The following is a 23416-nucleotide window of genomic DNA, read 5'->3' on the forward strand; positions in this document are numbered from 1 at the left end:
GGTTATGGCACAGAATGGCTTAACTCCGGTCAGTCTTGGAAGACATGGTCATCGGTTCTGGAGGCGGTTCACCTCGTTCGATTTCGCACGGACTATGGCAGATTGCCCTGTGGTCGAAGCAGAAATTCTTCAGGCCGCCGCCACATTTCCAATCACTTTTCGGAAATCTGAACACGGGTTTTATCCAGTGGCTGTATTGTCCATGCAATCAGACCAGCCTACGCCATTTGTGTCAGCACATGGCAAATGGCTCGCGACTTATGTGCCAAGCGTCTTGCGCTGTGCGCCGTTCCGGCCACGACTGATTGAACCGGATGGTGACGGCCGTGACGAATTGCTTGTCGACGAAACGGCGGAGCTTATCACTGACAATCCGGAAGACGAGGTATTCTTCGACAAATCAGGTCAACTTGCGCCGGAGCTGAAAAAAGTCGCAGCTTTCTTTCGCGCCCTGAAAGAGTCGATGAAATACACAACTCATCTGTGTCGTGTTCTTGCGGACATGGGATTGTTTGGTCCGCTCACCACTTTTCAGGGAGTTGAGTTTCCGAGCGGGCATTTTGGCGTCACGCAGAACGCCCCGGAGAAAATTCCCCGCGCGCACTTGTCACTGCTTACTTCGAATGGGGGTTTGCGACTGATTCACGCTCATCAGATTTCGCTGACCCACAGTATCTGGCTGACACACGCACATGCCCGCGCGCATCGGGAAGCTGATACTTCTCTGACACAACAGACCACCGGTGTTTCAGGGTTCTTGGACGCGTTGGTTGCGGCGCAACAGAAAGAAGAAGCCATGGACCATTGCAGGCAGGAGGGTCATCATGCGTTCCTGTAAAGCAGTTTTGTCCTGGGTTGCGTTCGCTCTGCTCGCAATACCGTTGTCCGCCTGCACGCCCCCTCCTGATTTGACTCTAGTGGCAGTGTCTTTTGCACCCGGGACCACCGGTGCCGGGGCAGTAAAGCCATCGTTAAAGCTCAGCAGTAGTGCATTCGGGCAACGCGTGCGCCAGGCGGTAGAGACAAGCCCGACATTGGCGCAAAGCAATACCAGGATGGATATCGCATCAGCCAATCAAGATGCAGCGGAAGGCGCCTTTCTTCCGCAGATTTCGTTGGGAATAAATGCACGGTCCGAACGGGTCGAATCGGACATTGCAGATGTTTCACCCTATCTGAGAATTTCACAATTGGTTTATGACGGTGGGGCTGCCTCGGGGGATCTGACGGCAGCCCGGGCTCGTGTTCTGGAAACACGGGGCGATCAGATCCAGACGGCATCGGCCACGGCGCTGGCCGCCATCGAGACCTATGTGCTTGTCATTGATCAAAGAAAGTTACTCCGCATCGCGGCTGACAATGTCTCGGTTCATGAAGAACTGGTGCGTCAGATTTCGGACCGCACAGCGGGCGGCGCCGGTTCAAATGCAGATGTTCTGACCGCGCAGTCCAGAATGGCAGATGCACGCACAAGACTGGCTGACGCACGATCACGAACTGATCGGGCCGAAGCGCGGTTTCGAGAAGTGTTCGGGACTTTTCCCGGCTCATTGCCCCCTCCTGTACCAGCTCCACCGCTGAATAGAAGTGATGCCCAGATCGTAATGAACAGCCCTCAGATCCGCAGGGCGGATGCCCGCTTGCTGGCAGCCAAAGCCGAATGGTCGGCCGCGCAGGCACGGCGCAAACCGAACGTTCGGGTCGCCGCATTTGCCAACCAGGATGACACTCGGGACGCAAATTTTGGCGTGGATCTTTCTTTCAACTACGAGCTTGACAGCACCGGCCAACGCCGCGCCGCCATCGCAGCAGCAGAAGCCAAAGTGAAAGAAGCGGAGTTCGCGAGAGAGCAATTGGTTCGCGAAATCATGCGGGAACTGGGCTTTATTCGATCCGATCAAAAAGCAGGCGCAGAACGGCTGCGCGCGGCCCGTATTGCGGCAACTGCCAATGCCGACAGTGTTACTGCATCCCGCGCACAGTTCTCGATTGGGCGTCGCAGCCTGATCGAAATTCTGGACGCTCAACGCGATTACGTAAATGCGCAAGAACGCCTGATTCTGGCCGAACAGAGTTATTTTCTGACCAACTACGCGGCACTGAGCCTTACCGGAGACATTCTGGACCTGCTCGGACTTTCGCTTGGCAATTGGAACGAGGTGAAATGAGCACGTTGAAATCAATGCCGGATCGCGCCCGTTTGACATGCTACGAAGCCTGCATTCTGAATATCGCCGCGACGCTTGAACGCCCTCTGACCCTTGCAACGATCCAGGCGTCGCAGACCGGTTCGGACGGGGATCTGACTGTTCGTGACATCCTCTCGGTGGCGGAAAACACAGGTCTACAGGCGGGCTATGGCGCGCGGCGCATCGCGAGTTTTGACGAAGCATTGGCTCCGGCCTTGTTGCTGATGACCGAAAACAAGGCGGTTGTGTACCATGGCCGCGCAAAAAACGGTGCCTTGCTGGTCTATGACCCGGAACTTGGTGAAGGAATCGGTGAAGTTTCAGAAGCACAGCTGGCCAAATCATACACCGGTTTCGCGGTCTTGTTTCGGCGAAATCATACAGATGAATTGGACACCGGTCACACGGCTTACCGAGGTCATTGGTTTCGCGCGGCGCTGTCCGCCAATCGATGGACTTACATACAGGTTGCTCTTGCTGCGGCACTGGCAAACCTTCTTGGCTTGTCGACCTCAGTTTTTATCATGGTTGTCTATGATCGCGTGTTGCCAAATGAGGCAACCGAATCGCTCATAGCCTTGACGGCGGGCGTGGCCTTGGCGCTGCTATTTGATTTCGCGCTGAAATTGCTGCGAGCAGCGTTCATCGACAAGGCCGGGCAAAAAGCCGACTTGTTCATGGGGCGGCGAATTTTCGACCACGTTCTGAACATCCAGATGAAGTCACGCGCGGGTTCCACCGGCGCCATGACCAGTACCATCCGTGAGTTCGAGACCCTGCGCGAGTTCTTCACGTCCGCAACGCTTGTTGCCGTCGTGGATCTGCCGTTCATCTGGTTGTTCGTGTTTGTGATTTACCTGGTCGGCGGACAACTGGCATTGGTCCCGGCTCTGGCCGTGCCTGTGGTTCTGCTGACAGGTTTGGCCGTACAGCCGCTTCTGTCCCGCATGGCAGAAAAGAGCCTGTCTGACGGGCAATCCAAACAATCGGTCCTCGTAGAAGCTGTCTCGGGCCTTGAAACAATAAAGACAACGGCCGCGGGCCGGCAAATGCGTTCCCGATGGGAGCAGGCGATAGAACGGCAATCCTCGCACGGTGCTCAGAGCCGGGCCGTTACACAATTTGCTCTCAACCTCACCGGTTTTACGCAACAAGCGGCACAGGTGTTGATCGTATTTTACGGTGTTTTTCTGATCACGGACGGTCAGACCAGCATGGGCGCTTTGGTTGCCTCGGTGATGCTGACAGGGCGGGCGCTGGCGCCTTTAGGGCAGCTGGCGCAGACCTTGACAAGGCTTAACCAAGCCCGAAGTGCATACCGAAACCTCAACGCGTTGATGATGGCGGAAAGCGAACGCCCACAAGGCCGAACATGGGTGAACCGGCCCCATTTCAAAGGGGCGATCGCCTTCAACAACGTGTATTTTTCCTACCCTGATCAGGGGGAAGATACCCTGCAAGGCGTTTCATTCACGATCAAACCGGGTGAAAAGGTGGCGATCCTGGGTCAGATTGGCTGCGGGAAAAGCACCATCGCACGTCTTTTGCTTGGATTGTACGCGCCGCGTGTAGGATCTGTCACATTCGAAGGCCTTGATATCCGCCAGATCGATCCTGGCGATCTGCGACGCAATATCGGATCCGTCCTGCAGGATATATGGCTCTTTTCCGGATCAGTCCGGGACAATATCGCAAGCGGCACAATCCGGCCAAAAGATCACGAACTGATCGAAGCAGGCCGCGCCGCCGGGGTTGAGGATTTCGTGGCCAACCATCCCGGGGGTTATGATCTTCAACTCGCGGAACGCGGCGAAGGCCTCTCTGGCGGACAGCGGCAAGCCATTGCCCTGGCAAGGGCACTCATAGGCCGTCCGCCGGTTCTCCTGCTGGATGAACCAACAAGCGCGATGGATGTCAAAACCGAAGCCCAGGTTATCCAACGTCTGAAAGAATGCACGGCAGAGTCCACCATGGTTGTCATTACACACAGAACCAGCCTGTTGGAGCTTGTTGACAGAGTCATCATCCTTGAACACGGGAAAATCGCGGCGGATGGCCCCAAAAGCATGCTGACGCAACATGTTCGTCGGACAGGGAGGCACCTGAATGTCGCAGCATCCTGATCTGGCCACCCTGGCGCGCGAGATGCAGGGACGCTCTCCTGCTCGGAGTTCCTTGCTGCTTTTGGTGATTCTGCTCTGCCTGATCGCCGCGCTATTGTGGGCGCATCTGACCGAACTGGACGATGTCACGCGCGTGGACGGCCGGATCGTGCCTTCCGGAGACATCCAGCTGATCGAAGCCACCGAGCCCGGCGTATTGCAGTCATTGCACGTACGCGAAGGCCAACTGGTCGAAAAAGGTTCACTGCTGATGGAACTGGAAACAACCCAAATTGACAGTCAGCTCAGTCAGGAACAGCAACGCGCGTTCGGGCTGATGGCGCGCATCCAACGTCTTCGGTCCGAAATTGATGGGACACAACTGGATTTCGATGTTCAACTGATCAACGGCGCGCCTACCGTCGTGCAATCCGAAACTGCACTGTACCAAGGCCGGCAGGCTGAGTTGGAGGCAGAAATAGCCATCCTGGAGCGTCAGCGTCAGCAAAAACAGCGAGAGTTTGAGGAAGGCCTGGTCGATCAAGTGACGGCAGAAGAAACCCTGCTGGTCCTGGCCGAAGAAAGAGCCATCATGGCGCCGCTGGTCGAGCGTCAAATGGAGCCTGCAACAACATTGCTTGCGTTGCGGCGAAGTGAAGCCGAATGGCGCGGTCGCAAGGTGCGGGCAGAAGCTGTAACCAACAGATTGCAAACGGGCCTGGACGAAATCGACGATCGAATTCAAGCGGTGCGAAGCCGGTTTCGCAGCGCCGCGCTGACGGACCTGGCGCTTGCCACTGCCGAGCTGGCTGCCTTGCAACCCGCCCTGCCCGCTTTGCGCGACCGGGCGTCAAGGGCACAGGTTCGGTCACCGGTACGCGGCATTGTAAACCGGATTCATCGCTCAACCATCGGCGGTCTTGCTCGCAGTGGAGAGGACCTTGTTGAAATCGTACCGCTGGACGACACATTGCTGGTTGAAGCCTATGTAAAGCCTGAGGACATTGCGTTTCTGCACGCTGGTCAGCCAGTGAAGGTCAAAATCACGGCTTATGATTTCGCAAGATACGGGGCGCTGGATGGCGAAATCATCCGCATCGGTGCAGACACGGTCACACGATCAGAGCGGAATGACGAAGAGGTCTTTGTGGTCGAGATCCGAACCAAAAGCACCATGCTTGATGGGAATGGCATAGCGGTCGAAATCATACCTGGAATGATCGCCGAAGTGGACATTCTGTCTGGCCGCAAAACAGTGCTGGACTATATTCTGCAACCGGTTGTGAAGATAAAGGATCAGGCATTGCGCGAATGAGCGATGGGGCAATTGGGGACAGACGTGTCACTTTCGATACGGAAATCATGGTGTCAGCAGCTTCAGCACGGAAGGCTTGAAAGGGTCAAACAGACATGGAAAACAACTCATCTGACCAAGTCTCGGCCGGTTGGATCTGCGTCTACTTCCAACCGACATCACCCAAGAATATATACCCCGCCCCGTAGATCGTCTTGATCAACCGCGGGTTCTTGGGATCCTCTCGCAGCTTGGTACGCAGTCTGGAAATCCGAACATCCATCGCCCTGTCAAAACTGTCTCCGGCTGCGCCGCCCAGGGACTCCTGCATTTGCCCCCTGCTGATCAGCCGCTTGGGGCTTTCCAGAAACAGCCGCAGGACTTCCCCCTCTGCATGGCTGAACGGCGTTTCGTCACCTGATTCACTTTCAAGGACGTATCGATCAAAATGTGCGGTCCAGCCGTTGAATTCCGCCGTGTCCGAATGAGAGGTCTGAGTGCGAGGTGTTCTCAATCTTGCCCTGATCCGCGCCACGACTTCCGCAGGGTCAAACGGTTTTGTAATATAATCGTCTGCCCCAAGTTCCAGCCCCGTAACACGGTCCTGCACCTGCGCGCGCCCCGAAATGATGATCACGGCCGCGCCTTGTTCCAACGCCAGACGATGAACCAATGCCAGCCCATCCGTATCCGGCAATGACAGGTCGACCAGACAGACATCGGGCGTCACACGATTGAGCGCAGCCTCGAACTCTCGCGCACGGGAAAAACTCTGCGTACGGAAACCGGCATCCTCAAGAGCGTCCGTCAGGATGCGCCGGATTTCGGGTTCGTCGTCGAGGATGGTAACCAGCGGTTGCGTCATCAGGCGGCCTCGGTTTGGATCAGGGCTGACAATTGAGCCTGCGAAAACGGTTTACGCAACACCGGGGCCAAGGCAAGGGCGCGCTGGTACAACGGGTCCGAACTGGGCAGCGATGTCATAAGGATACATGGCAATCCCGGCTTCACCTGCCGCAAAATATCCAGACCTGTACCACTTCCTTCGAGACGGATATCGGACAGGACAAGAGAAATGTCTTCAACGCTGTTTATCAACGCCAGTGCCTCATCTACCGAATTGGCCTCGATGACGGCGATGCCCAGCTCTACCAGCATATCCCGAAACTGCCCCCGCAAATCTTCGCTGTCTTCGACCAGAAGTACCAGACCGTCTTGCACGGGCGGAGCTGGCCGATAGGGCAACCGCAAAACGACGGATGCGCCTGATGGCGTGTTCTTGAGGTTCAGATCGCCCCCGGCCAGCTTGACAGTGTCATACACCATGGGCAGTCCAAGCCCCGACCCGTCGCTTCCCTTGGTGGTAAAGAACGGGTTCAGCGCCTTTTCCAGCGCCTCTGGTGTAAAGCCCGGGCCAGTGTCCGATACGGTGATTTCAACCCAGATTTCTCCGATGGTATGCGCGCTGATTGTAATCTGGCCCGAACTGCCGCAGGCATCCCGCGCATTCAGCACCAGGTTCAGCAACGCATCCTGCACCATTCCCGGGTCCAACATCAAAGCCCGGTCCGGCAAAGTGTTGACCACCGACAAACCGACGCCGCGCGGCAAGGAAGGCGAGGCCAATATTCTCAGGTCTTCCAACAGCGCCTTCATGTCCGTGGCCTGAGGTTGTGGCGTTCGGTTCCCGGTCATGTCCGCAATCCGGTTCAGCAACTGCCCACCCCGACGCGCCGTTTGCTGTGTCGCGGCAACCAGCTCATGTGCTTCATCCGACAGGTCCATCTTGTTCAGTTTGGACTGCATCCCAAGGATGATCGTCAGCAAGTTGGAGAAGTCATGCGCCAATCCATTGGTCATCTGGGCGGCCATAGCCCGGCGGCGCGTTTGCTGTAAAACGACGCGCGCCTGCGTTTCTTCGGTGATATCAACCGACATTACATAGACGCCACCGGCGTCATCCGGCGTGAATGAAACGCGGATGCGGCGGGAATCCTGATCCTCGTTGAACTCGAATACGGAGGTTTCTCCGTCATAGGCTTTTGCCAGATGCGTTTCGACCCGCCGATACGCGGCGGCACCAAGCGCTTCGGATATGTGAAGCCCAAGAATCTCGGACGGACGTCCGGGCAGGACCGCGCTCAAACGGCGGTTGGAGTAGTCATATCGACCAGTGCTGTCCAAATGCGCGATATGAGCCGGCATCATTTCGGTCATCATGCGTGTGCGGGCTTCGATTTCGGTCAGCTCGCGTTTGGCCTCTTCCAATGCCTTGATCGTGGCCGCAAGCTTTCGGTTGGTTGCAGACAGTTCTTCGGCGTGGCCGAGCAATTGTTCCGACAGCTCTTCTGATCGCGCCCGCAGCAGGTTTTCGGCACGCCGGGTGCCGGTAATGTCAGTGTAGACCGCAACCCATCCGCCCTGTGGCAACGGCGCGCCTTCTATCGAGATAACCTGCCCGTTGGGCCTTACGCGTTCCATGTAATGAGGCTCGAAAGCCAAGGCCTGCTCGACCCGCAGGTTCACCATTTCTTCCACACTTTCTTCGTCACCGTATTCGCCACGGCTGGCGAGAAAATGGATGGTATCCCGAAACAAGGCTCCGCGCTCGACCAGCTCGTCCGGCAGGTCGAACATTTCCTTGAACCGACGATTGCTGAGCACCAGTTTCAGGTTGCTGTCATAGATCGAAAGTGCCTGACCGATGAGATTCAGTCCGGCAGTCGTCATCGCCTTTATGCGCTGTTCGGTGATGTCCAGGTTCGTCTTCTCCACGCCCCATGGGTACCATCAGAATTGATGCGCCGGTAGTGGAATTGATGAACGACAAAACGTCTCATGCAACTTGCCTGATCCAACTGAAAAGAGCGCGAAAGCGTGCCGTGATCCTAATATCTGGAACGGGACTTCGCGCCTTCGGACGTGATGGAGTGCAACGACAAGGTATGATCCATGTTTCGCATCCGATGGCGCAGCATCTGTCTGCCCAACCGGGCAAGATCAGCCGCAAACGCGGGGTTTTCCGCAAGGTTTTCGAATTCTCCCTGTCCCTGGTGATCAAACAGGATCGGCGGCAGGTCAGCTGCAAATTCGATCAACGTGAATCGTTCGTCCCGCAATATTCCCAGACAGGAATCACTGTTGCCCGTTCCCAACCGCCGTTGCCAGAGGGTCGGTTCTTCGGGTTCCGAGAAATCCAGCTCGCTGAAGGAATAGCTGCGCCAGTCATCGGGAACGTCGCCGTGCAACAAGGGCAGCAAAGACCTGCCATCCATGGCGTTTGGGACAGTCTGCCCAATCCAATCAAGGATAGTCGGCGTGACATCAATCGACTCGGTAGGAACGGTCACTTTCGCGCCGGCCATGGCCTCGTTCCCCGGAAGGCGTATCATCAACGGTGTGTGATAGGCAGCGTCGTACACAGTCATTTTGCCCCAGCTGTACCTGTCGCCCAACATTTCGCCATGATCAGCCGTAATGACCAGCATGGTATCGTCGTATTGCCCGCTATCCTTGAGATACTGAACAACGCGCCCGATATGGTGATCGACCTCGGTCGCCAATCCCAGATAAACGGCACGCAAAGTGCGAATGTTTTCATCCGTTGGCTCAACGTCAGCAAAGCCATGAACAAACTTTTCTGCCGTGTAGGCGTCCAGCTTTGGCCCGAAAAACGGATGCAGCGCCTTCTCAGCGGCTTCGCTCGGCAGGCGTTTCGGCAGAGGGATTTCCGCCGGATCGTACATGTCGTTATACGGGGCAGGCGCAACCAAAGGAGGATGTGGACGGATGTAAGTCAGATGAGCAAACCATCCCTTGCCTTGATGAGGTGCAATCCCGTCCAGAAACGCATCGGTCAGGAAGGCTGTGTCGCTGTGTTCTGCCCGATACATGACCGGGTCGTTCAGCTTGGGCGTCTGACCATCCGGTGAGACAGGTTTGTAGACATCCCAATATGTATCGAACGTATAACCATTTTTCATCAAATATGATCGCCAAGGGTATGACTCTTCCAGGCGCATTTCGACAACTTCAAGGAACCCGTTCATCGATTGTTCGTAAGATTTGAGCACGGGGTCGTTGGGATCATGGACCCGGGGATCGGCAGACGTATCGGTGTACCCGAACAGCATCGGCATATAACCCGCCTTTCGCATTTCCGTGGCGATGTTCGGCGTATCATGACGCAGTGGGGTACCATTTCGCACGGAACGGTGGTTCATCGCGTATTGGCCGGTCAAAATCGATGCGCGGGATGGCCCACAGGGATTGGTGACAGAGAAGTGGCGCGTAAAACTTACCGCCTCGTCCATGAAAGCCCGCAGGTTCGGTAGCTGCACGTGCTCGGCCAGAGCGCCGTTGAGGCAATCTGCTCTCAATTGATCGATGATGATGAACAGAACGTTCTTGGCGTGATGCATACCGACTTCTCCGAATTCCGCACCCAGGGTTCCGCAGCGGAATGTGTCCCGCTTCCGTTTTTCGCGCAACCGATTAGTCGAACAGCCCTGCGTTTTCTTTTCCTGCCTGACTTGAGCCGCGAAAAGTAACGCCCAAGTCTCCAGTTATGCTTGCTACTGCTCATGGTACGGCGTGACGCCAAGGCCATCCTTTGCGGCAAAAACCGGGTCAAAGGGCACAAAGTCATTGCAGGCATTGAATGTTTTACTTCACATGGCACCATGACGCAGCCAACGATCACATCAGAGCGCGACGCCAGCGGCAATCAAGTGCGCATTTCTGGTGAGTTGCTCACACAATCCCTGCAAACCGTGGAGCGTGATTTTGCTGCGGTCCAACCTTGCGGGGGCAAGGTCGTTTTTGACCTGTCCGGTATCGAAGCACTGGATACGGGCGGAGCCTGGCTGGTTGCGGACCTAGGCCGGAGGTTCACGTCAAACGGTGCCACGCTGGAGTTTCAAGGCGTGAAACCCGCACATGCGACACTGATAGACACGGTGACACGCAGCATCCCGGACAAACCCGGCAAGCTTGAGGACCCTCGCGGTTTTCTGGATTGGGTCGCTCATGTGGGTCAGGGCACATTCGGTGCCTGGAAGGATACCCTGTCGATCCTCGAATTTCTGGGCCTTACCCTGCACCGCTTGTTTCGGACCCTGGTCATGCCGTGGCGTCTGCGCAAAGCGGCCCTTGTCACTCATATGGAGGAAACCGGGGTCAAAGCCCTTCCCATCGTGGCCCTGATGGGTTTTCTGATCGGTGTCGTGCTGGCCTTTCAGGGTGCGACACAATTGAAACAGTTCGGGGCCGAGATCTTTGTGGTCGAACTGATTTCGATCTCGGTTCTGCGAGAGCTGGGAATTTTGCTGACCGCGATTATTGTTGCCGGCCGCTCGGGTTCGGCATTCACGGCCTCGATCGGTTCGATGAAAGTACAGGAAGAGATCGACGCCATGCGGACGCTGGGCCTTGACCCGATCGAGGTTCTTGTCATTCCACGTGTTTTGGCGTTGCTGATCATGCTGCCCATTCTTGGCTTTGTCGCAGATATGGCCGGCCTGTTCGGCGGCGCCCTGATGAGCTGGATTGATCTGGGCGTAAGCCCTGGCATGTTTGTCACCCGTTTGAAGGAAAACACCGATGTCTGGCAACTTGCGGTTGGGCTGATCAAGGCACCGTTCTTTGCGCTGGTCATCGGGGTCATCGCATGCTGGCAGGCCTTGCAGGTCAAAGGGTCGGCCCAGAGCGTGGGGCAGCGTACAACCGCATCGGTTGTGCAATCCATTTTCATGGTGATTGCAATCGACGCATTGTTTTCGATTTTCTTTTCCGAAATCGGAATCTGACATGAATGATGGCACGCAACACGAAACGGAACAGACCGCAGCGCAGCGTGACGCCGTGATCCGCGTTCGCGGTCTCAGGAACCAATTCGGAACCCAAGTGGTTCATGACGATCTGAACCTTGATGTCTGGCGCGGCGAGGTTCTGGGCATCGTTGGCGGGTCCGGAACCGGAAAATCCGTTTTGCTTCGTACGATTGTGGGTCTGAACAAACCAGCCGCCGGCAGTATCGAAGTGCTGGGCGTGGATGTCTTAAACGGCCCTGAAGAAGATCGCCGCAGGATCGAACGCCACTGGGGCGTGGCCTTTCAGGACGGCGCGCTGTTTTCATCGCTGACCGTATTGCAAAACGTGATGGCCCCACTTCGAGAACATACGGGCATCAGTGAAAAACTGATGGAATCGCTGGGGGCGTTGAAGATCAGCCTTGTGGGTCTGCCCCAGCTGAGTTGCGGCAAGTTTCCATCGGAACTGTCGGGCGGCATGCGAAAGCGCGCCGCCCTGGCACGGGCGCTGGCGCTTGATCCCGAAATCGTTTTTCTGGATGAGCCGACCGCCGGATTGGACCCGATTGGCGCGGCTGCATATGATGAACTGATCGGCGAATTGCAGCAGGCACTTGGGTTGACTGTTTTCATGGTCACCCATGATCTGGACAGCCTTTACGCCATCTGTGACCGAATTGCAGTGCTTGCAGAAAAACGCGTGCTGGTTGAAGGTCCGATTGAGGATATGACCAAAGTGGATCATCCTTGGGTGCAGGAATATTTCACAGGCCCCCGCGCCCGCGCGGCGCAACAGAAGGGTCAGGACAGGTAAAGGCGATGGAAACCAGAGCAAATTACATCCTGATCGGCGCGTTCACCCTTGCGGGGCTGTTGGGCGTTTTCGGCTTTTTCCTGTGGTTGGCGAAATTCGAAGTGACCCGCCAATACGCTTATTTCGATGTATTGTTCGATAACGTCTCGGGGCTTTCGGCGGCGGGCGGGGTGAATTTCAACGGCCTTCCTGTTGGGCAGGTGATCTCTCTGAACCTGGACGAGGACGATCCCTCCAAGGTTCGCGTGCGAATAGAAGTGGATGCAGATATTCCGATCACCGAAGAAACGATCGCCCAGCTTCAATCGCTGGGTGTCACCGGCGTCGGTTACGTTGAACTTACCGGCGGGTCACCGACTGCCAAAAGGCTGCCGCAAGACAGCGTGATCAAAAGCAAGCGCAGCACCATCCAGTCATTGTTTGAAGGCGCACCAAAAGTGCTGGACGAGGCCGTTACACTTCTGGAAAGCCTGAACAAGGTCGTCGACGACAAGAACCGGCAAGCCGTGAGCAGCATTCTGGACAACCTTGCCTCGGCAACCGGCCGGCTGGACAAAACATTGACAAGCTTTGAATCCGTGGCCAGCGACATTGGCAGTGCAGCCAAGGATATTGGTGAATTTTCAAAACGTCTGGACCCTTTGATCGAAACGGCGGATACGACCCTCAAGACCGGCACGGACACGCTCAATTCGGTCAAGTCCGCGTCCGAGTCAGCCAGGGCTGCGCTGGACGAAGTGAAAACGACGATCGAAACGGCAGACCGCATTTTGCAGCAAGACGTTCGACCTTTCATCGAACGCGGGTCGCAACTGGCCGAACGGTTGACCCTCTTGTCGGATGAAGGCAGCGTCACTTTGGGGATCGTGAACGAGACCGTGTTGAACGCCAACACGACACTTGGTTCGATCACATCTGCAATGGACACGGCCAAAGGTGCGCTGTCTTCGGCGGAAACGGCCTTTGAATCAGCCAACCGCGTCATGAAAGAAGACGTGGCGCCCGTTGCGGAAGATATCCGGAAGGCGGCCAACCAGGTCACCGAAACAGTCTCGAACATCACCGGTAAGATCGATCAGATTTCAGACGATGTCCTGAGCGCGTCGAACTCTGCCTCAGAGCTGTTGGGGACAATTGACGGCATCGTGCAGACCAACCGCCGGCAGGTGTCAGACTTCCTGCGCGTGGGTCTGCCGCAATTTATCCGCTTCGTCGAAGAATCCCAACGCCTGGTAATCAGCCTCGACCGTCTGGTGGACAAGGTCGAACGTGATCCTGCGCGGTTTCTGCTGGGCACCCAAGCATCGGAGTTCCGTCAATGATCAAGCCTGCAATTGCAATTCTGACGTTTGCATTGGTCGGTGGATGTGCCGGGTTGGGCACTTTGAAACAAGCCGCGAAACCCAACGATTTATATCTGTTGACACCCAAAAGCACGTTTTCGTCGGCGCTGCCGCGAATACAGAAACAGATCGTTGTTGAAGAACCAACGGCAACCGCCGCAGTGAACACGGATCAGATCGCCATTCAGCCCACCCCGTTTCAGGTTCAGTATTTGCCACGGGCGCGATGGGTGGATCGCGCACCCCTGATCGTTCAGACGCTGTTGATCGAAAGCTTTGAGAACTCTGGCAAAGTCGCTGCCGTCGGACGGTCAACGGTTGGATTGCGCGCTGATTACGTGATTGCACCGGACCTGCGCGAGTTTCAGGGCATCGTTGTCGCGGATCCCGAGAACGGAGACAAAATCCGTATCGAAGTGCGCATGAACATCAAGGTCATCGATGAATACGACGACAAGATCATCGCTTCGAATTCGTTTCAGGAAAATGTCGTTGCCGCAAGCGACCAGACATCAGATCTGATCAAAGCATTTGATTTGGCCTTGGGGCGCGCGATGCGGGATTCCGTTGAATGGAGCATTCGCAGGATCAACTCGCATGTGGCCAACAATCCCAGATCGAACCCCAGTTGAGTTAATCCACATGTCCAAACGGTGAGCGCGGGCGCAGTTCGCCCACGCCTGTTCTGGGTGAACGGTTGCTAGTAACGGATCGGGTCTCAGAAACGAGATGCCGAAGCGCGTTCCCAATCCGCCGCGAATTCCTCGGGAACCACATCTGCCAGCAGCGCACCATCCTCCAGATAGGTGTAAAGCTCGCCATAGGTGCGCTCATGCTCGTCCGCCGTGCGCCGCAAAATGTCGCGCGGATGCAGCTCGGACACTTTTTCCTTTCCCATCGCACCCAAGAGTTCGCGGAAACTTTCCAGTGTTGCGTCGTGATACCGGTGAACGCGCCGCCGCTTTTGCGGGATGTTCACCGCCCGCCCGCGAACTGGATCCTGGGTGGCGACCCCGGACGGACAACGGTTGGTGTTGCAATGCAAGGCCTGAATGCAGCCCACCGCAAACATCATCGCCCGTGCCGCATTGCACATATCCGCACCAAGCGCGAATTTCTCGACCATGTCGTATCCGGTCGCCACTTTGCCCGCACAAATGATCCGGATCTTGTCGCGCAGCCCAACGCCACGCAGGCAATTGTTTGCAAAAATCAGCGCCTCGTTCAGGGGCATGCCCAGACGGTTGGTGAACTCGACCGGCGCCGCGCCTGTACCCCCTTCTGATCCATCGATGGTGATGAAGTCCGGCAAAATCCCTGTCTCGAGCATGGCCTTGCAGATCGACATGAACTCGGACGGGTTGCCAATACACAATTTGAAGCCGACAGGTTTGCCGCCGGACATTTCGCGCAGATGCTGAACAAAATGCATCAACCCCGAAGGCCCTTCAAAGGCACTGTGAGTTGGGGGGGAAATCACATCCTGATGCTCGGGCACCCCGCGGATTTCGGCAATTTCGGCATCGACCTTGGCAGCGGGAAGAACGCCCCCATGCGCAGGTTTGGCACCTTGGGACAATTTGATTTCGATTGCCTTGACCACATCCTTTGTGGCCCTTTCGGCAAACTTGTCCTTGTCAAACCCGCCTTCCGGCGTTCGACATCCAAAATAGCCCGTCCCAATCTGCCAGATGATGTCGCCGCCTTCGACCAGATGGTGAGGAGACAACCCGCCTTCACCGGTATTGTGGGCAAAGCCTCCGTCCTTTGCCCCGCCGTTCAGCGCGCGGATGGCGTTGGCGCTCAGCGCGCCGAAGCTCATGGCAGAAACATTGAGACGCGAGGCGCTGTACGGCTTCGTGCATTGTGGCCCGCCCAACATGACGCGATCTTCGCTTTTGTCCACATGTTTGGGCGCAAGCGAATGATTTGCGCGGTGATATCCAACCTCGTTTATGTCGTATTGCGTTCCGAAGGCCTGCGTATCCATCTGGCCCTTGGCGCGGGAATAGACCAGCCCGCGTACGATCCGGTTGTAAGGTCGGCCGCTTTCGTTGGTTTCAACGAAATACTGTCGAATTTCCGGGCTGACGAATTCAAGCATGTACCGGAAATGCCCCAGAACCGGATAGTTGTTCAGAACATTGTGCTTGGTAGTCAAAACATCATAAAGGCCGATGACCGCGTAGGGCACCAAGATGACCAAAAGCCAATGTACGGGCGGCCAGAAGAACCCCAACAGCAACACGAGCGGCAGGCAGACATAGCTCAGAAAATAGTAGATCCTGCGTACAATCATGTTCCTGTCTCCTCGTGTTTCCGACCGGCAGTTGCGCGTTCCAACAGCACTCAACGTGAAACAGATTGATTTTTAATTGCAAGCTTTCGAGGGAATTTATCCGCCCAAAGACGAAAACGTGAAAGTGCGTTACGGTGGCTCAACAGTTGAACAGGGTGTCGCCAGTGGATATGCCACGTATACCAGAAGGCGACAGGCATTCACTTGACAAAGACGCATTCCCAACACCGGCGCGACCGAAAGAGCCTTATGTTTCTCGCCGTCTTTGCCGGAGGGGCGCTGGGATCGTTGTTGCGCGAAGTTTTCGCGCTGGAAATCCCCGGCCTCAGTTTCCTCACGTCGACCTTGGGCATCAACGTGGCGGCCTGTTTCGTCTTGGGGTGGCTGTATTCAATACGTCACAAGGTGCACGCGCATGTGCTGCATCTGGGCGCGGTCGGGTTTTGTGGTGGGTTGTCCACCTTTTCGTCTTTCGTAGCTGATCTGGAACGTATTGCCGAAAGTGATCTTTGGGCCGTGCCGCTTGCCGTCGGGTTGGAAATCGCTTTCGGCATTGGCGCTGCGCTGGTCGGAGAGAAACTGGGCAACCATTTTCATTCCGAGAGGCCACCGTCATGAATGACCTCTATCTTCATGCGATGTTCGGACTGGGCGGAGGCCTGGGGGCGGTCCTACGTCATTGGCTGGCTTTGAAAGTGCGGCACGATTTGCCCTTTTCGACGTTGATCGTCAATGTATTGGGCAGCCTGCTGCTGGGGATCTGGATCGGCTATCTGGGCGGCCCTGTCGACATCCCCGAGGATCAAAGACGGCTGGTCTTTGGATTCTGCGGCGGGTTCACCACGTTTTCCAGCTTTGCCTATCAATCTCTTGAACTTCGGCGCGAGCGCACTCTGGTTCTGGCAGCTGGCAATATCCTGATCAGCCTGGCGCTGTGCTGGTTCGCCCTGTGGCTTGGGCTGACCTTGACGCGCTAATGCACATGAGCAGCAACATGTGACCCGGGCTTCGGAGCGCGACAAAAGAAAAGCAATGGAATTGTCGCTAAGGCAAGCAGACCCAGATTGTTGAATACGGTCAAATAGGAAATCATCTCGGCCTGCTTCATGATTTCTTGGCCCAGAATGACAGCACCTTCAGCGCTGTCCGGCGCAAGGCCAAGCGGGCTCAGATACGCCTGGGCTGCGGGGTTGTACGGCGTCACATTCTGGCTGAGCACCGCCGTATTGGTCTGCAACCCGCGTACAACCCAGGTGCCGACCAGCGAGATGCCAACCGACGATCCCAATTGCCTTGTCACGTTGAACAGACCGGAGGCTTCGTCCTGCCGGCCTTTACTGATGCTCTCGAAAGCCAGTATCGACATGGGCACGAACACGAGACCCATCCCGAGGCCGCTGATGGCCCCCGGCCACGCGAGCTCCCAAAAACCGGCATTGAGGTTGATGGCACCCATCATGAAATTCCCGATCGCCGTCAGCAACAGACCGATGCCCGCCAGCAGGCGCGGATCAAAGCGGTTCACCAGCACGGCGCCGGTCAGAACCATGGACAGCCCTGCGGTCAGGCCACGCGGAATGAACAGATGGCCCGACGCGATAACTGGGAAATCCAGCAGGCTTTGAACAAGCGTCGGCAAAATCGCGATGCCCCCGAACAGAGACACGGCAAAACCCGCGATGATCAGATTGCACAGGGCAAAGTTTCGATCTGCGAACAGACGCAGGTCCACAACCGAATTGCGAGAGGTCAACGCGTGAAAAATGAAACCAAACGCCCCGAGAATTGCAGCGATCACGGCCACCTGGATGACGCGGGACGACATCCAGTCCAGTGTCTCGCCTTGATCCAGAACGAATTGAAGGCACCCGATTCCAAGAGCCAGCAGAGCAAGGCCTTTCCAATCGATCTGAACCTCCTCGGTTTTGTCCTCCGGCAATTCTCCGGCCAGCAGAAGCAGCGCAAGGGCCGCCACGGGAACATTGACAAAGAAGACCATCCGCCAGGAAAAATATTCGGTCAGGATTGCACCGACCGTTGGCCCCAGTACCGGCGCTACCACGACGCCCAGACCGAAAATGGCCATTGCCTGTCCGCGCTTTTCCCGCGGGAAGGCATCGAACAGAATGGACTGGGACAAAGGGATCAGGAAAGCGCCGAACATGCCCTGAGCCAGCCGAAAGGCAACGATGACCTCAAGGCTCCAGGACATGCCGCACATCATCGACATGACGGCAAAACCAGTCACCGCCGTCAGAATCAACCGTCGTCGGCCCACGCGTCGGGCGACGAACCCTGTCAACGGCATGATGACCACCGCGGAAACGATATAGCTGGTCAGAATCCATGTCGCCTGATCGGTCGTCGCCCCGAATGCGGCCTGGATATGCGGCAACGCCACATTGACAATCGTACTGTCCAAGACTTCCAGAATGGCGCTGAGAACAACGGCGATCACGATCACCATGTTCACATGGCCGGACGCCGCAGGGGTCATTTGCCGTCCACCGGACCTGTTGTATCTATGACAACTTTGCTGCTGCCTCCGACACGCAAGGGCGCATCGGTCGGGTCAAGCTCGATCCGAACCGGAAATCGCCGGGTGACCTTGACCCAATTCCCGCTCGCGTTTTCCGAGGGCAACAAGGAAAACGTGTCCCCGGACCCTCGCCCGATTGACGCCACCTTACCTGTAAGCGTCGTCCCAGGGAGCATATCGACAAGTATCGTGACTGGCTGCCCCGGACGAATGCGCGTCAATGCGGTTTCTTTGAAGTTCGCGTCCACCCACCAATCGGACGACTCGACAATCGAAAATTGCGGGGCATTGGCGGACACCGAGGATCCGGGGCGAAGGGTCAGATTGGCGATCCATCCGTCGGCCGCGGCATGGATCTTGGTCCAGGCAAGGTTGGTTTCCGCTATTTCAAGCTGTGCACGCGCAGACAGGATATCATCCTGTTTCGCCTGCAACCCACTTTTCAGTGCCAAAAGGCTGGACTGGCTCGTCGTCAACCTAGCAGAGGCTTGAGCGAAATCCGAGGCCGTCTGATCCAGCGATGCCTGTGCGACATCGCCTGATGCAAACAGGGCTTTCGCACGTTCAAAACTCTTCAATGCAGTATCGTAGGCCGATTGGGCGCTGTCCACCGAAGCCTCTGCCGCCGCAATCTGTGTGGAATAGGATTTGGCCTGTTGTATCGCACTGTCCAGATTGGCTTTAGCTGCATCCACCGAAGCCTTGAATTGAGTGTCGTCGATCGTGAAAAGCAGATCGCCGTTTTTCACGGGCTGGTTTTCTATCACATGTACATCGGCCACCTGCCCTGTCACCTGCGCAGCGACATAAATGATGTTCGCGCCCAGATATGCATCCTGAGTGGACGGGTAGCGCTCTTCGTGCCTCCAGAACAGAACAAGACCGACTGTAATTGCTGCAAGTATCAAAGCCACGGCTGCGATTTTGAGTGGCTTCATTTTCGTATCCCTTTCTGCACACGACCCATGAGCATCACATCACATGCATGTGCATTCGTATTGCCAGATTGCCCAGCACCCAGACCGTTCCAAAAATCATGATCAACAGAACCATCGTGGAAAACAGAACCAGATGCAGGTCTTCACGACTGCTGCGCCGGCGATCGATGTGCAGGAAATAAACAAGTTGCAGAACAAGTTGGGCCAGACCCAGCAATCCAATTGTCAGGTAAACACCGGGGGTTTCGATCCCAAACAGATGGGCCACGCCGAAGGTCGCAAAAGTCAACAGCAGCGAACCACCGTATCCGATCACATAGCGCCGACGCTCGCGACGGTGCATTTCAGAGCGTTTATCCATAGGTCAGACCTCCGAAATAAACGATGGTGATGATCCCGATCCAGATCAGGTCCAGAAAATGCCAGAACAGGGCCAACCGAACCACACGCGAGATAATGACGTCCGTCATCCCTTTCACGCGCAGCTGAATACCCAGAACGATCAGCCACAGGCACCCTGCGACGACGTGCAGACCATGCAGCGGAACAAGTCCGAAGAAGGCCGACAAGAAACCGCTGCGCTGCGGAATGCCACCTTGTTCCGCCATGGCCATGAAATCACGCACCTCCAGCACCAGGAAGCTGATGCCCAGAAAAAGCGTGACGCCAAACCACAAGACAATGCGAGCGCGCGACAGATTGTATTTCAGCGCCAGCATGGCAAGGCCAACCGTCAGGCTGCTTGTCAACAGGATGAGCGTCTGCGCAAAGACGCTTTTGAGATCAAACAGCTCGTGCGGGCCGGGACCACCGGCCTGTGCATCGATCATCGTGATGTAAATCGCAAACATCAGGCCGAAATAGACCAGGTCGCTCATCAAAAAGACCCAGAACCCGAAGGTGACGACCTCGGTCGCCTTGTGAGCACTCGCGTGACGTTCCCCCAGATTGATACCCGGATAGCTGTGGGTGGGCGCGCGCTTCATGTCACCGCCTCCAGATCGGGGCGGGCGAGGCCGCGATTTTCCGGAGACGTCTCGAAATCGCGATCCACCGCCTTTTCACCGTGAACCAGTGCGAGCCAGGCTTCGTGATCCTTGCGCACTTCTTCCGCAGGTATGGTCAGCTCGGTACTGTCGTCGAACGTCCAAATGATCACCGCCAGGATCATCAGAACCGTCATCAATGCAGCCAACCACCAGATCCACCAGACCAGCGCGAACATCCAGATACCACTCATGACACACAGAACGAAGCCAATGCCTGTATTGCGCGGCAAATCGATATCTTCATAGGCGTCGGGCGTTGGGTAGGCTGCCCCCTTTTCCTTTGCTGCCGCAAAATCATCCCGGTCCGTAACGGTTGGGATGATCGCAAAGTTGTACGGCGGCGGCGGCGACGGTATAGACCATTCCAACGTCCGCCCATCCCATGGATCTCCAACGGGAACGCGGGTCTTTTCGCGGTCGCGAATGCTGACCCAAAGTTGGATCAGAACCGAGAGCAACGCGCAGGTAATCACCAGCGCCCCGACGATCGCCACCATCATGAAGGGATGGAAAGATGGGTCATCATAGCTGAAAGAACGGCGCGGCATCCCCATCAGCCCGACGAAATAAAGCGGCATGAAGGTCAGCAAAAAACCTATCGTCCAGAGGGCGACGGTCACACGGCCCCAGAATTCGTTCAGGCGAAAGCCGAAAGCCTTTGGAAACCAGTAGTTATAGGCGGCCAACAGTCCAAACAGCACACCCGGCAACAGTACGTTGTGGAAGTGGGCCACCAGGAACAATGTATTGTGCACCTGATAATCCACGGTCGGATTGGCCAGGATCACCCCGCTCAGGCCGCCAATCACGAACAACATCAAAAATGCCAATCCGTACAGCATCGGCACCGAGAACCGGATGCGCCCCCGCCACAAAGTCGCCATCCAGTCATAGACTTTTACACCGGTGGGAATGGCGATCAGCATGGTTGCGATACCAAAAACGGCGTTTATCAGGGCGCTCTGCCCCATGGTGAAGAAGTGGTGCAGCCAGACGGTAAACGACAGAACCGCGATCGACATCGTGGCGATGACCAGCGAGTTGTAGCCGTAGAGCCTCTTGGCCGAAAAAGTCGCAAAAACTTCGGAGTAGATGCCGTAGGCAGGCAGAACCAGCAGGTAAACCTCGGGGTGGCCGAACAGCCAGAACAGATTGGCATAGTTCATCATGTTGCCGCCGAGATCATTGGTGAAAAAGTGGAAGTCCAAATAGCGGTCTGCGGCCAGCAAAAGCGCCGCGACGCCCAACGGCGGCATGGCGAAGACGATCAGGATCGAACTGCATATGATGGTCCAGCAATACATCGGCAACCGCATGAAGGTCATGCCCGGCGCGCGCATCTTGTAGATCGTAACGGCAAAATTGATACCGGTAAGCGTCGTGCCGACACCCGATACAACGATCGCCCAGATCCAGTAGTCCGGCCCAACGCCCGGATTGAAGGCGGCCCCGGTATACGGTGGGTAGGCCGTCCAGCCACCGGTCGAGAACCGCCCTACGACCAGCGAAACCATAAGCATCATGCCGGAGGACACCGTCAGGCCCAGACTGATCTGGTTCAAGCGTGGGAACGCCACATCGCGCGCCCCGATCATCAGCGGAACGACATAGTTCGCGATGCCAAAGACAAAGGGCACCGCGACAAAGAAAATCATGATCGTGCCATGGGTGCTGAACAGCTCGGCGAAATGTTCGGCTTCCAGGAACCCGTCGCCCGGGCCGGCGGCCTGCTGCGCGCGCATGACAACGCCTTCCAACACGCCGCGCGCCAGCATGACGATGGCAAAGACGACATACATGATCCCTATCTTCTTGTGATCCACACTGGTCAGCCAATCGCGCCAAAGGGGCGTCCACAACCGAAACCAGCTGAGCAGGCCGACCACGACGAAAACGCCAACCAAGACGATTGCGGCGGCGGCGTTGGCAACGATCTCATTCGCGTTCGGGTTCTGGATCAATCCTGTGATCGGAAGCGCATCCCAGTCGAGGCGGCCGAGGAAGCCTGAATAGGACGGCGTCATTGCTGCACCTCCTGCCCGAAGGATGCCGTTCCCGGCTGTTGATCCACCGGCAGCGCTTTGCCGCTGTGATAGCGGTGCAGGATCGTTTGAAACAAATCTTGTTCCATCGTGAAGTACAGCGCGTCCTTTGGCATCTTGTCGGTGCCCAGCGCCGCCTGCACCTCATCCCTGTCTGTCCGCATCGCAAGCATCTGATACGTTTCCGGGTCCAGTCGGATACCAATTTCGCGCACTTCCCGGGCCCAGCTTTCAAATTCATCACTGTGCATGGCAACGGTACGAAATTTCTGTTTGGTAAAACCCCGCCCGTTGTACTGCGTGTTCTCGCCTTGCATGACCTCGGGGACGTCCGCGACCAGATGCAGTTGCGTGGTCATTCCCGGCATCGCGTAAATCTGGCCTGCCAGCGCAGGGATCATGAAGGATTGCATGACGGTATCGGTGGTCAGAGTCATGGCCACTTGCCTTTTGGTGGGAATGCCGAACTCGCCCACACTGGCGATACCAAGATCGGGATAGATGAACAGCCACTTCCAATCCAGCCCGACAACCTGCACGCGCAAGGCCGGATCTTCACCAAACGCCGACGCGTACGGATCAAGCCGATGGGTGGCCTTCCAAAGATAGAACGACAGGAGCGCCACAATCACAACGGGCACACCCCACATGAGGAATTCCAGTTTCGCGGAAAAATCCCAATCCGGTCGGTAAGCTGCGTGGCTGTTCCTTCGGCGGCGATAACGAAACGCGATCAACGGCACCAGTATCAGCACAGGGATAACAGCCACCATGATCAATGCGGTCGCCCGCAGCAGATGCGTTTTCTGGATGGCGGCAATAGGTCCTTGCGGATCCATAAAACTGTCGCTGGCGGCAACCATTTGCGGCATCGACACAAACAGGATCAACGCCATCGCGAGCCGAGGGACTTGATTGGGCATTTTTACTTGTGCCACAACTGACTGCCCTTTCCTCAAACAAAATATCATTCGACTATCGACAAGTGCGTGAATTT

At 56.4% G+C, this 23416-nt stretch carries 20 protein-coding genes; 10 read left to right on the forward strand and 10 right to left on the reverse strand.

Features of this window, described 5'->3' with window-relative positions; translation table 11 throughout:
* The first annotated feature begins 4 nt into the window (after positions 1 to 4).
* Genes ACR0A2_RS14805 through ACR0A2_RS14820 form a run of 4 tightly spaced genes read left to right on the forward strand, consistent with a single transcriptional unit; the run spans position 5 to position 5606 of the window.
* A complete protein-coding gene (locus ACR0A2_RS14805) occupies positions 5 to 838 on the forward strand; it encodes a SapC family protein (protein ID WP_480835780.1) in 834 nt (277 codons plus the stop codon).
* Entirely contained in the window at positions 825 to 2168 is a 1344-nt protein-coding gene (locus tag ACR0A2_RS14810; RefSeq protein ID WP_480835781.1) for a TolC family protein, read from the forward strand. The genes ACR0A2_RS14805 and ACR0A2_RS14810 overlap by 14 nt, the downstream gene beginning before the upstream one ends.
* Positions 2165 to 4312, forward strand: coding sequence for a type I secretion system permease/ATPase (locus ACR0A2_RS14815; protein ID WP_480835782.1), 2148 nt, complete (start codon positions 2165 to 2167; stop codon positions 4310 to 4312). The genes ACR0A2_RS14810 and ACR0A2_RS14815 overlap by 4 nt, the downstream gene beginning before the upstream one ends.
* Positions 4296 to 5606, forward strand: coding sequence for an HlyD family type I secretion periplasmic adaptor subunit (locus tag ACR0A2_RS14820; protein ID WP_480835784.1), 1311 nt, complete (start codon positions 4296 to 4298; stop codon positions 5604 to 5606). The genes ACR0A2_RS14815 and ACR0A2_RS14820 overlap by 17 nt, the downstream gene beginning before the upstream one ends.
* A 142-nt stretch (positions 5607 to 5748) precedes the next feature.
* Here ACR0A2_RS14820 and ACR0A2_RS14825 read toward each other — a convergent pair whose 3' ends face one another.
* From ACR0A2_RS14825 to ACR0A2_RS14835, 3 genes are all read right to left on the reverse strand, one after another.
* Entirely contained in the window at positions 5749 to 6450 is a 702-nt protein-coding gene (locus tag ACR0A2_RS14825) for a response regulator transcription factor (RefSeq protein WP_480835785.1), read from the reverse strand.
* The gene (locus tag ACR0A2_RS14830) at positions 6450 to 8315 is read right to left on the reverse strand and encodes a PAS-domain containing protein (RefSeq protein ID WP_480835944.1); all 1866 of its coding nucleotides are present in this window, start codon (positions 8313 to 8315) and stop codon (positions 6450 to 6452) included. Before ACR0A2_RS14830 ends, ACR0A2_RS14825 begins: the two co-directional genes overlap by 1 nt.
* A gap of 158 nt (positions 8316 to 8473) precedes the next feature.
* Positions 8474 to 10006 carry an alkaline phosphatase family protein gene (locus ACR0A2_RS14835; protein WP_480835787.1) on the reverse strand — a complete coding sequence of 511 codons (1533 nt, stop codon included), beginning with the start codon at positions 10004 to 10006 and terminating at the stop codon, positions 8474 to 8476.
* A 261-nt stretch (positions 10007 to 10267) separates the two neighbouring features.
* Between ACR0A2_RS14835 and ACR0A2_RS14840 the strand changes: the two genes are divergently transcribed.
* Genes ACR0A2_RS14840 through ACR0A2_RS14855 form a run of 4 tightly spaced genes read left to right on the forward strand, consistent with a single transcriptional unit; the run spans position 10268 to position 14184 of the window.
* Positions 10268 to 11392: an ABC transporter permease gene (locus ACR0A2_RS14840; RefSeq protein ID WP_224856179.1), complete on the forward strand. Its 1125-nt coding sequence runs from the start codon at positions 10268 to 10270 to the stop codon at positions 11390 to 11392.
* A gap of 1 nt (position 11393) precedes the next feature.
* Entirely contained in the window at positions 11394 to 12209 is an 816-nt protein-coding gene (locus ACR0A2_RS14845) for an ABC transporter ATP-binding protein (protein WP_480619194.1), read from the forward strand.
* Positions 12210 to 12214: 5 nt separating this feature from the next.
* Entirely contained in the window at positions 12215 to 13531 is a 1317-nt protein-coding gene (locus ACR0A2_RS14850) for an MlaD family protein (protein ID WP_480619192.1), read from the forward strand.
* Positions 13528 to 14184 (forward strand): ABC-type transport auxiliary lipoprotein family protein, encoded by a 657-nt coding sequence (locus tag ACR0A2_RS14855; RefSeq protein ID WP_171233239.1) that lies wholly within the window; start codon positions 13528 to 13530, stop codon positions 14182 to 14184. Before ACR0A2_RS14850 ends, ACR0A2_RS14855 begins: the two co-directional genes overlap by 4 nt.
* An 86-nt stretch (positions 14185 to 14270) precedes the next feature.
* On the opposite strand, the gene ACR0A2_RS14860 is transcribed toward ACR0A2_RS14855, so the two are convergent.
* A complete protein-coding gene (locus ACR0A2_RS14860; RefSeq protein ID WP_480835789.1) occupies positions 14271 to 15851 on the reverse strand; it encodes an FMN-binding glutamate synthase family protein in 1581 nt (526 codons plus the stop codon).
* Positions 15852 to 16100: 249 nt separating this feature from the next.
* Between ACR0A2_RS14860 and ACR0A2_RS14865 the strand changes: the two genes are divergently transcribed.
* Entirely contained in the window at positions 16101 to 16469 is a 369-nt protein-coding gene (locus ACR0A2_RS14865) for a fluoride efflux transporter FluC (RefSeq protein WP_480835790.1), read from the forward strand.
* Complete coding sequence (gene crcB, locus ACR0A2_RS14870) at positions 16466 to 16828, forward strand: fluoride efflux transporter CrcB (protein ID WP_152460498.1); 363 nt, start codon at positions 16466 to 16468, stop codon at positions 16826 to 16828. The genes ACR0A2_RS14865 and crcB overlap by 4 nt, the downstream gene beginning before the upstream one ends.
* Here the strand turns inward: crcB and ACR0A2_RS14875 are convergent.
* The 6 genes from ACR0A2_RS14875 to ACR0A2_RS14900 are packed head-to-tail and all read right to left on the reverse strand — an operon-like array spanning position 16825 to position 23342.
* Positions 16825 to 18348 carry a DHA2 family efflux MFS transporter permease subunit gene (locus ACR0A2_RS14875; RefSeq protein ID WP_171331477.1) on the reverse strand — a complete coding sequence of 508 codons (1524 nt, stop codon included), beginning with the start codon at positions 18346 to 18348 and terminating at the stop codon, positions 16825 to 16827. The genes crcB and ACR0A2_RS14875 overlap by 4 nt on opposite strands.
* Positions 18345 to 19328: an HlyD family secretion protein gene (locus ACR0A2_RS14880; protein WP_480835792.1), complete on the reverse strand. Its 984-nt coding sequence runs from the start codon at positions 19326 to 19328 to the stop codon at positions 18345 to 18347. Before ACR0A2_RS14880 ends, ACR0A2_RS14875 begins: the two co-directional genes overlap by 4 nt.
* Before the next feature lie 34 nt (positions 19329 to 19362).
* Positions 19363 to 19689, reverse strand: coding sequence for a cytochrome o ubiquinol oxidase subunit IV (locus ACR0A2_RS14885; protein ID WP_224856200.1), 327 nt, complete (start codon positions 19687 to 19689; stop codon positions 19363 to 19365).
* Positions 19682 to 20314 carry a cytochrome c oxidase subunit 3 gene (locus tag ACR0A2_RS14890; RefSeq protein ID WP_480835794.1) on the reverse strand — a complete coding sequence of 211 codons (633 nt, stop codon included), beginning with the start codon at positions 20312 to 20314 and terminating at the stop codon, positions 19682 to 19684. The genes ACR0A2_RS14885 and ACR0A2_RS14890 overlap by 8 nt, the downstream gene beginning before the upstream one ends.
* Positions 20311 to 22401 carry a cbb3-type cytochrome c oxidase subunit I gene (locus ACR0A2_RS14895; protein ID WP_480835796.1) on the reverse strand — a complete coding sequence of 697 codons (2091 nt, stop codon included), beginning with the start codon at positions 22399 to 22401 and terminating at the stop codon, positions 20311 to 20313. The genes ACR0A2_RS14890 and ACR0A2_RS14895 overlap by 4 nt, the downstream gene beginning before the upstream one ends.
* Positions 22398 to 23342 (reverse strand): cytochrome ubiquinol oxidase subunit II family protein, encoded by a 945-nt coding sequence (locus ACR0A2_RS14900; protein ID WP_254430180.1) that lies wholly within the window; start codon positions 23340 to 23342, stop codon positions 22398 to 22400. The genes ACR0A2_RS14895 and ACR0A2_RS14900 overlap by 4 nt, the downstream gene beginning before the upstream one ends.
* Positions 23343 to 23416 lie beyond the last annotated feature (74 nt).

The organism is Ruegeria sp. H8 (assembly GCF_056532905.1).

What these genes read in the sequence shown, in the direction of transcription:
- ACR0A2_RS14805 (WP_480835780.1), top strand. Translation starts at nt 5, where the DNA reads ATGGCACAGAATGGCTTAACTCCGGTCAGTCTTGGAAGACATGGTCAT.
- ACR0A2_RS14810 (WP_480835781.1), top strand. Translation starts at nt 825, where the DNA reads ATGCGTTCCTGTAAAGCAGTTTTGTCCTGGGTTGCGTTCGCTCTGCTC.
- ACR0A2_RS14815 (WP_480835782.1), top strand. Translation starts at nt 2,165, where the DNA reads ATGAGCACGTTGAAATCAATGCCGGATCGCGCCCGTTTGACATGCTAC.
- ACR0A2_RS14820 (WP_480835784.1), top strand. Translation starts at nt 4,296, where the DNA reads ATGTCGCAGCATCCTGATCTGGCCACCCTGGCGCGCGAGATGCAGGGA.
- ACR0A2_RS14825 (WP_480835785.1), bottom strand. Translation starts at nt 6,450, where the DNA reads ATGACGCAACCGCTGGTTACCATCCTCGACGACGAACCCGAAATCCGG.
- ACR0A2_RS14830 (WP_480835944.1), bottom strand. Translation starts at nt 8,315, where the DNA reads ATGACGACTGCCGGACTGAATCTCATCGGTCAGGCACTTTCGATCTAT.
- ACR0A2_RS14835 (WP_480835787.1), bottom strand. Translation starts at nt 10,006, where the DNA reads ATGCATCACGCCAAGAACGTTCTGTTCATCATCATCGATCAATTGAGA.
- ACR0A2_RS14840 (WP_224856179.1), top strand. Translation starts at nt 10,268, where the DNA reads ATGACGCAGCCAACGATCACATCAGAGCGCGACGCCAGCGGCAATCAA.
- ACR0A2_RS14845 (WP_480619194.1), top strand. Translation starts at nt 11,394, where the DNA reads ATGAATGATGGCACGCAACACGAAACGGAACAGACCGCAGCGCAGCGT.
- ACR0A2_RS14850 (WP_480619192.1), top strand. Translation starts at nt 12,215, where the DNA reads ATGGAAACCAGAGCAAATTACATCCTGATCGGCGCGTTCACCCTTGCG.
- ACR0A2_RS14855 (WP_171233239.1), top strand. Translation starts at nt 13,528, where the DNA reads ATGATCAAGCCTGCAATTGCAATTCTGACGTTTGCATTGGTCGGTGGA.
- ACR0A2_RS14860 (WP_480835789.1), bottom strand. Translation starts at nt 15,851, where the DNA reads ATGATTGTACGCAGGATCTACTATTTTCTGAGCTATGTCTGCCTGCCG.
- ACR0A2_RS14865 (WP_480835790.1), top strand. Translation starts at nt 16,101, where the DNA reads ATGTTTCTCGCCGTCTTTGCCGGAGGGGCGCTGGGATCGTTGTTGCGC.
- crcB (WP_152460498.1), top strand. Translation starts at nt 16,466, where the DNA reads ATGAATGACCTCTATCTTCATGCGATGTTCGGACTGGGCGGAGGCCTG.
- ACR0A2_RS14875 (WP_171331477.1), bottom strand. Translation starts at nt 18,348, where the DNA reads ATGACCCCTGCGGCGTCCGGCCATGTGAACATGGTGATCGTGATCGCC.
- ACR0A2_RS14880 (WP_480835792.1), bottom strand. Translation starts at nt 19,328, where the DNA reads ATGAAGCCACTCAAAATCGCAGCCGTGGCTTTGATACTTGCAGCAATT.
- ACR0A2_RS14885 (WP_224856200.1), bottom strand. Translation starts at nt 19,689, where the DNA reads ATGGATAAACGCTCTGAAATGCACCGTCGCGAGCGTCGGCGCTATGTG.
- ACR0A2_RS14890 (WP_480835794.1), bottom strand. Translation starts at nt 20,314, where the DNA reads ATGAAGCGCGCGCCCACCCACAGCTATCCGGGTATCAATCTGGGGGAA.
- ACR0A2_RS14895 (WP_480835796.1), bottom strand. Translation starts at nt 22,401, where the DNA reads ATGACGCCGTCCTATTCAGGCTTCCTCGGCCGCCTCGACTGGGATGCG.
- ACR0A2_RS14900 (WP_254430180.1), bottom strand. Translation starts at nt 23,342, where the DNA reads ATGCCCAATCAAGTCCCTCGGCTCGCGATGGCGTTGATCCTGTTTGTG.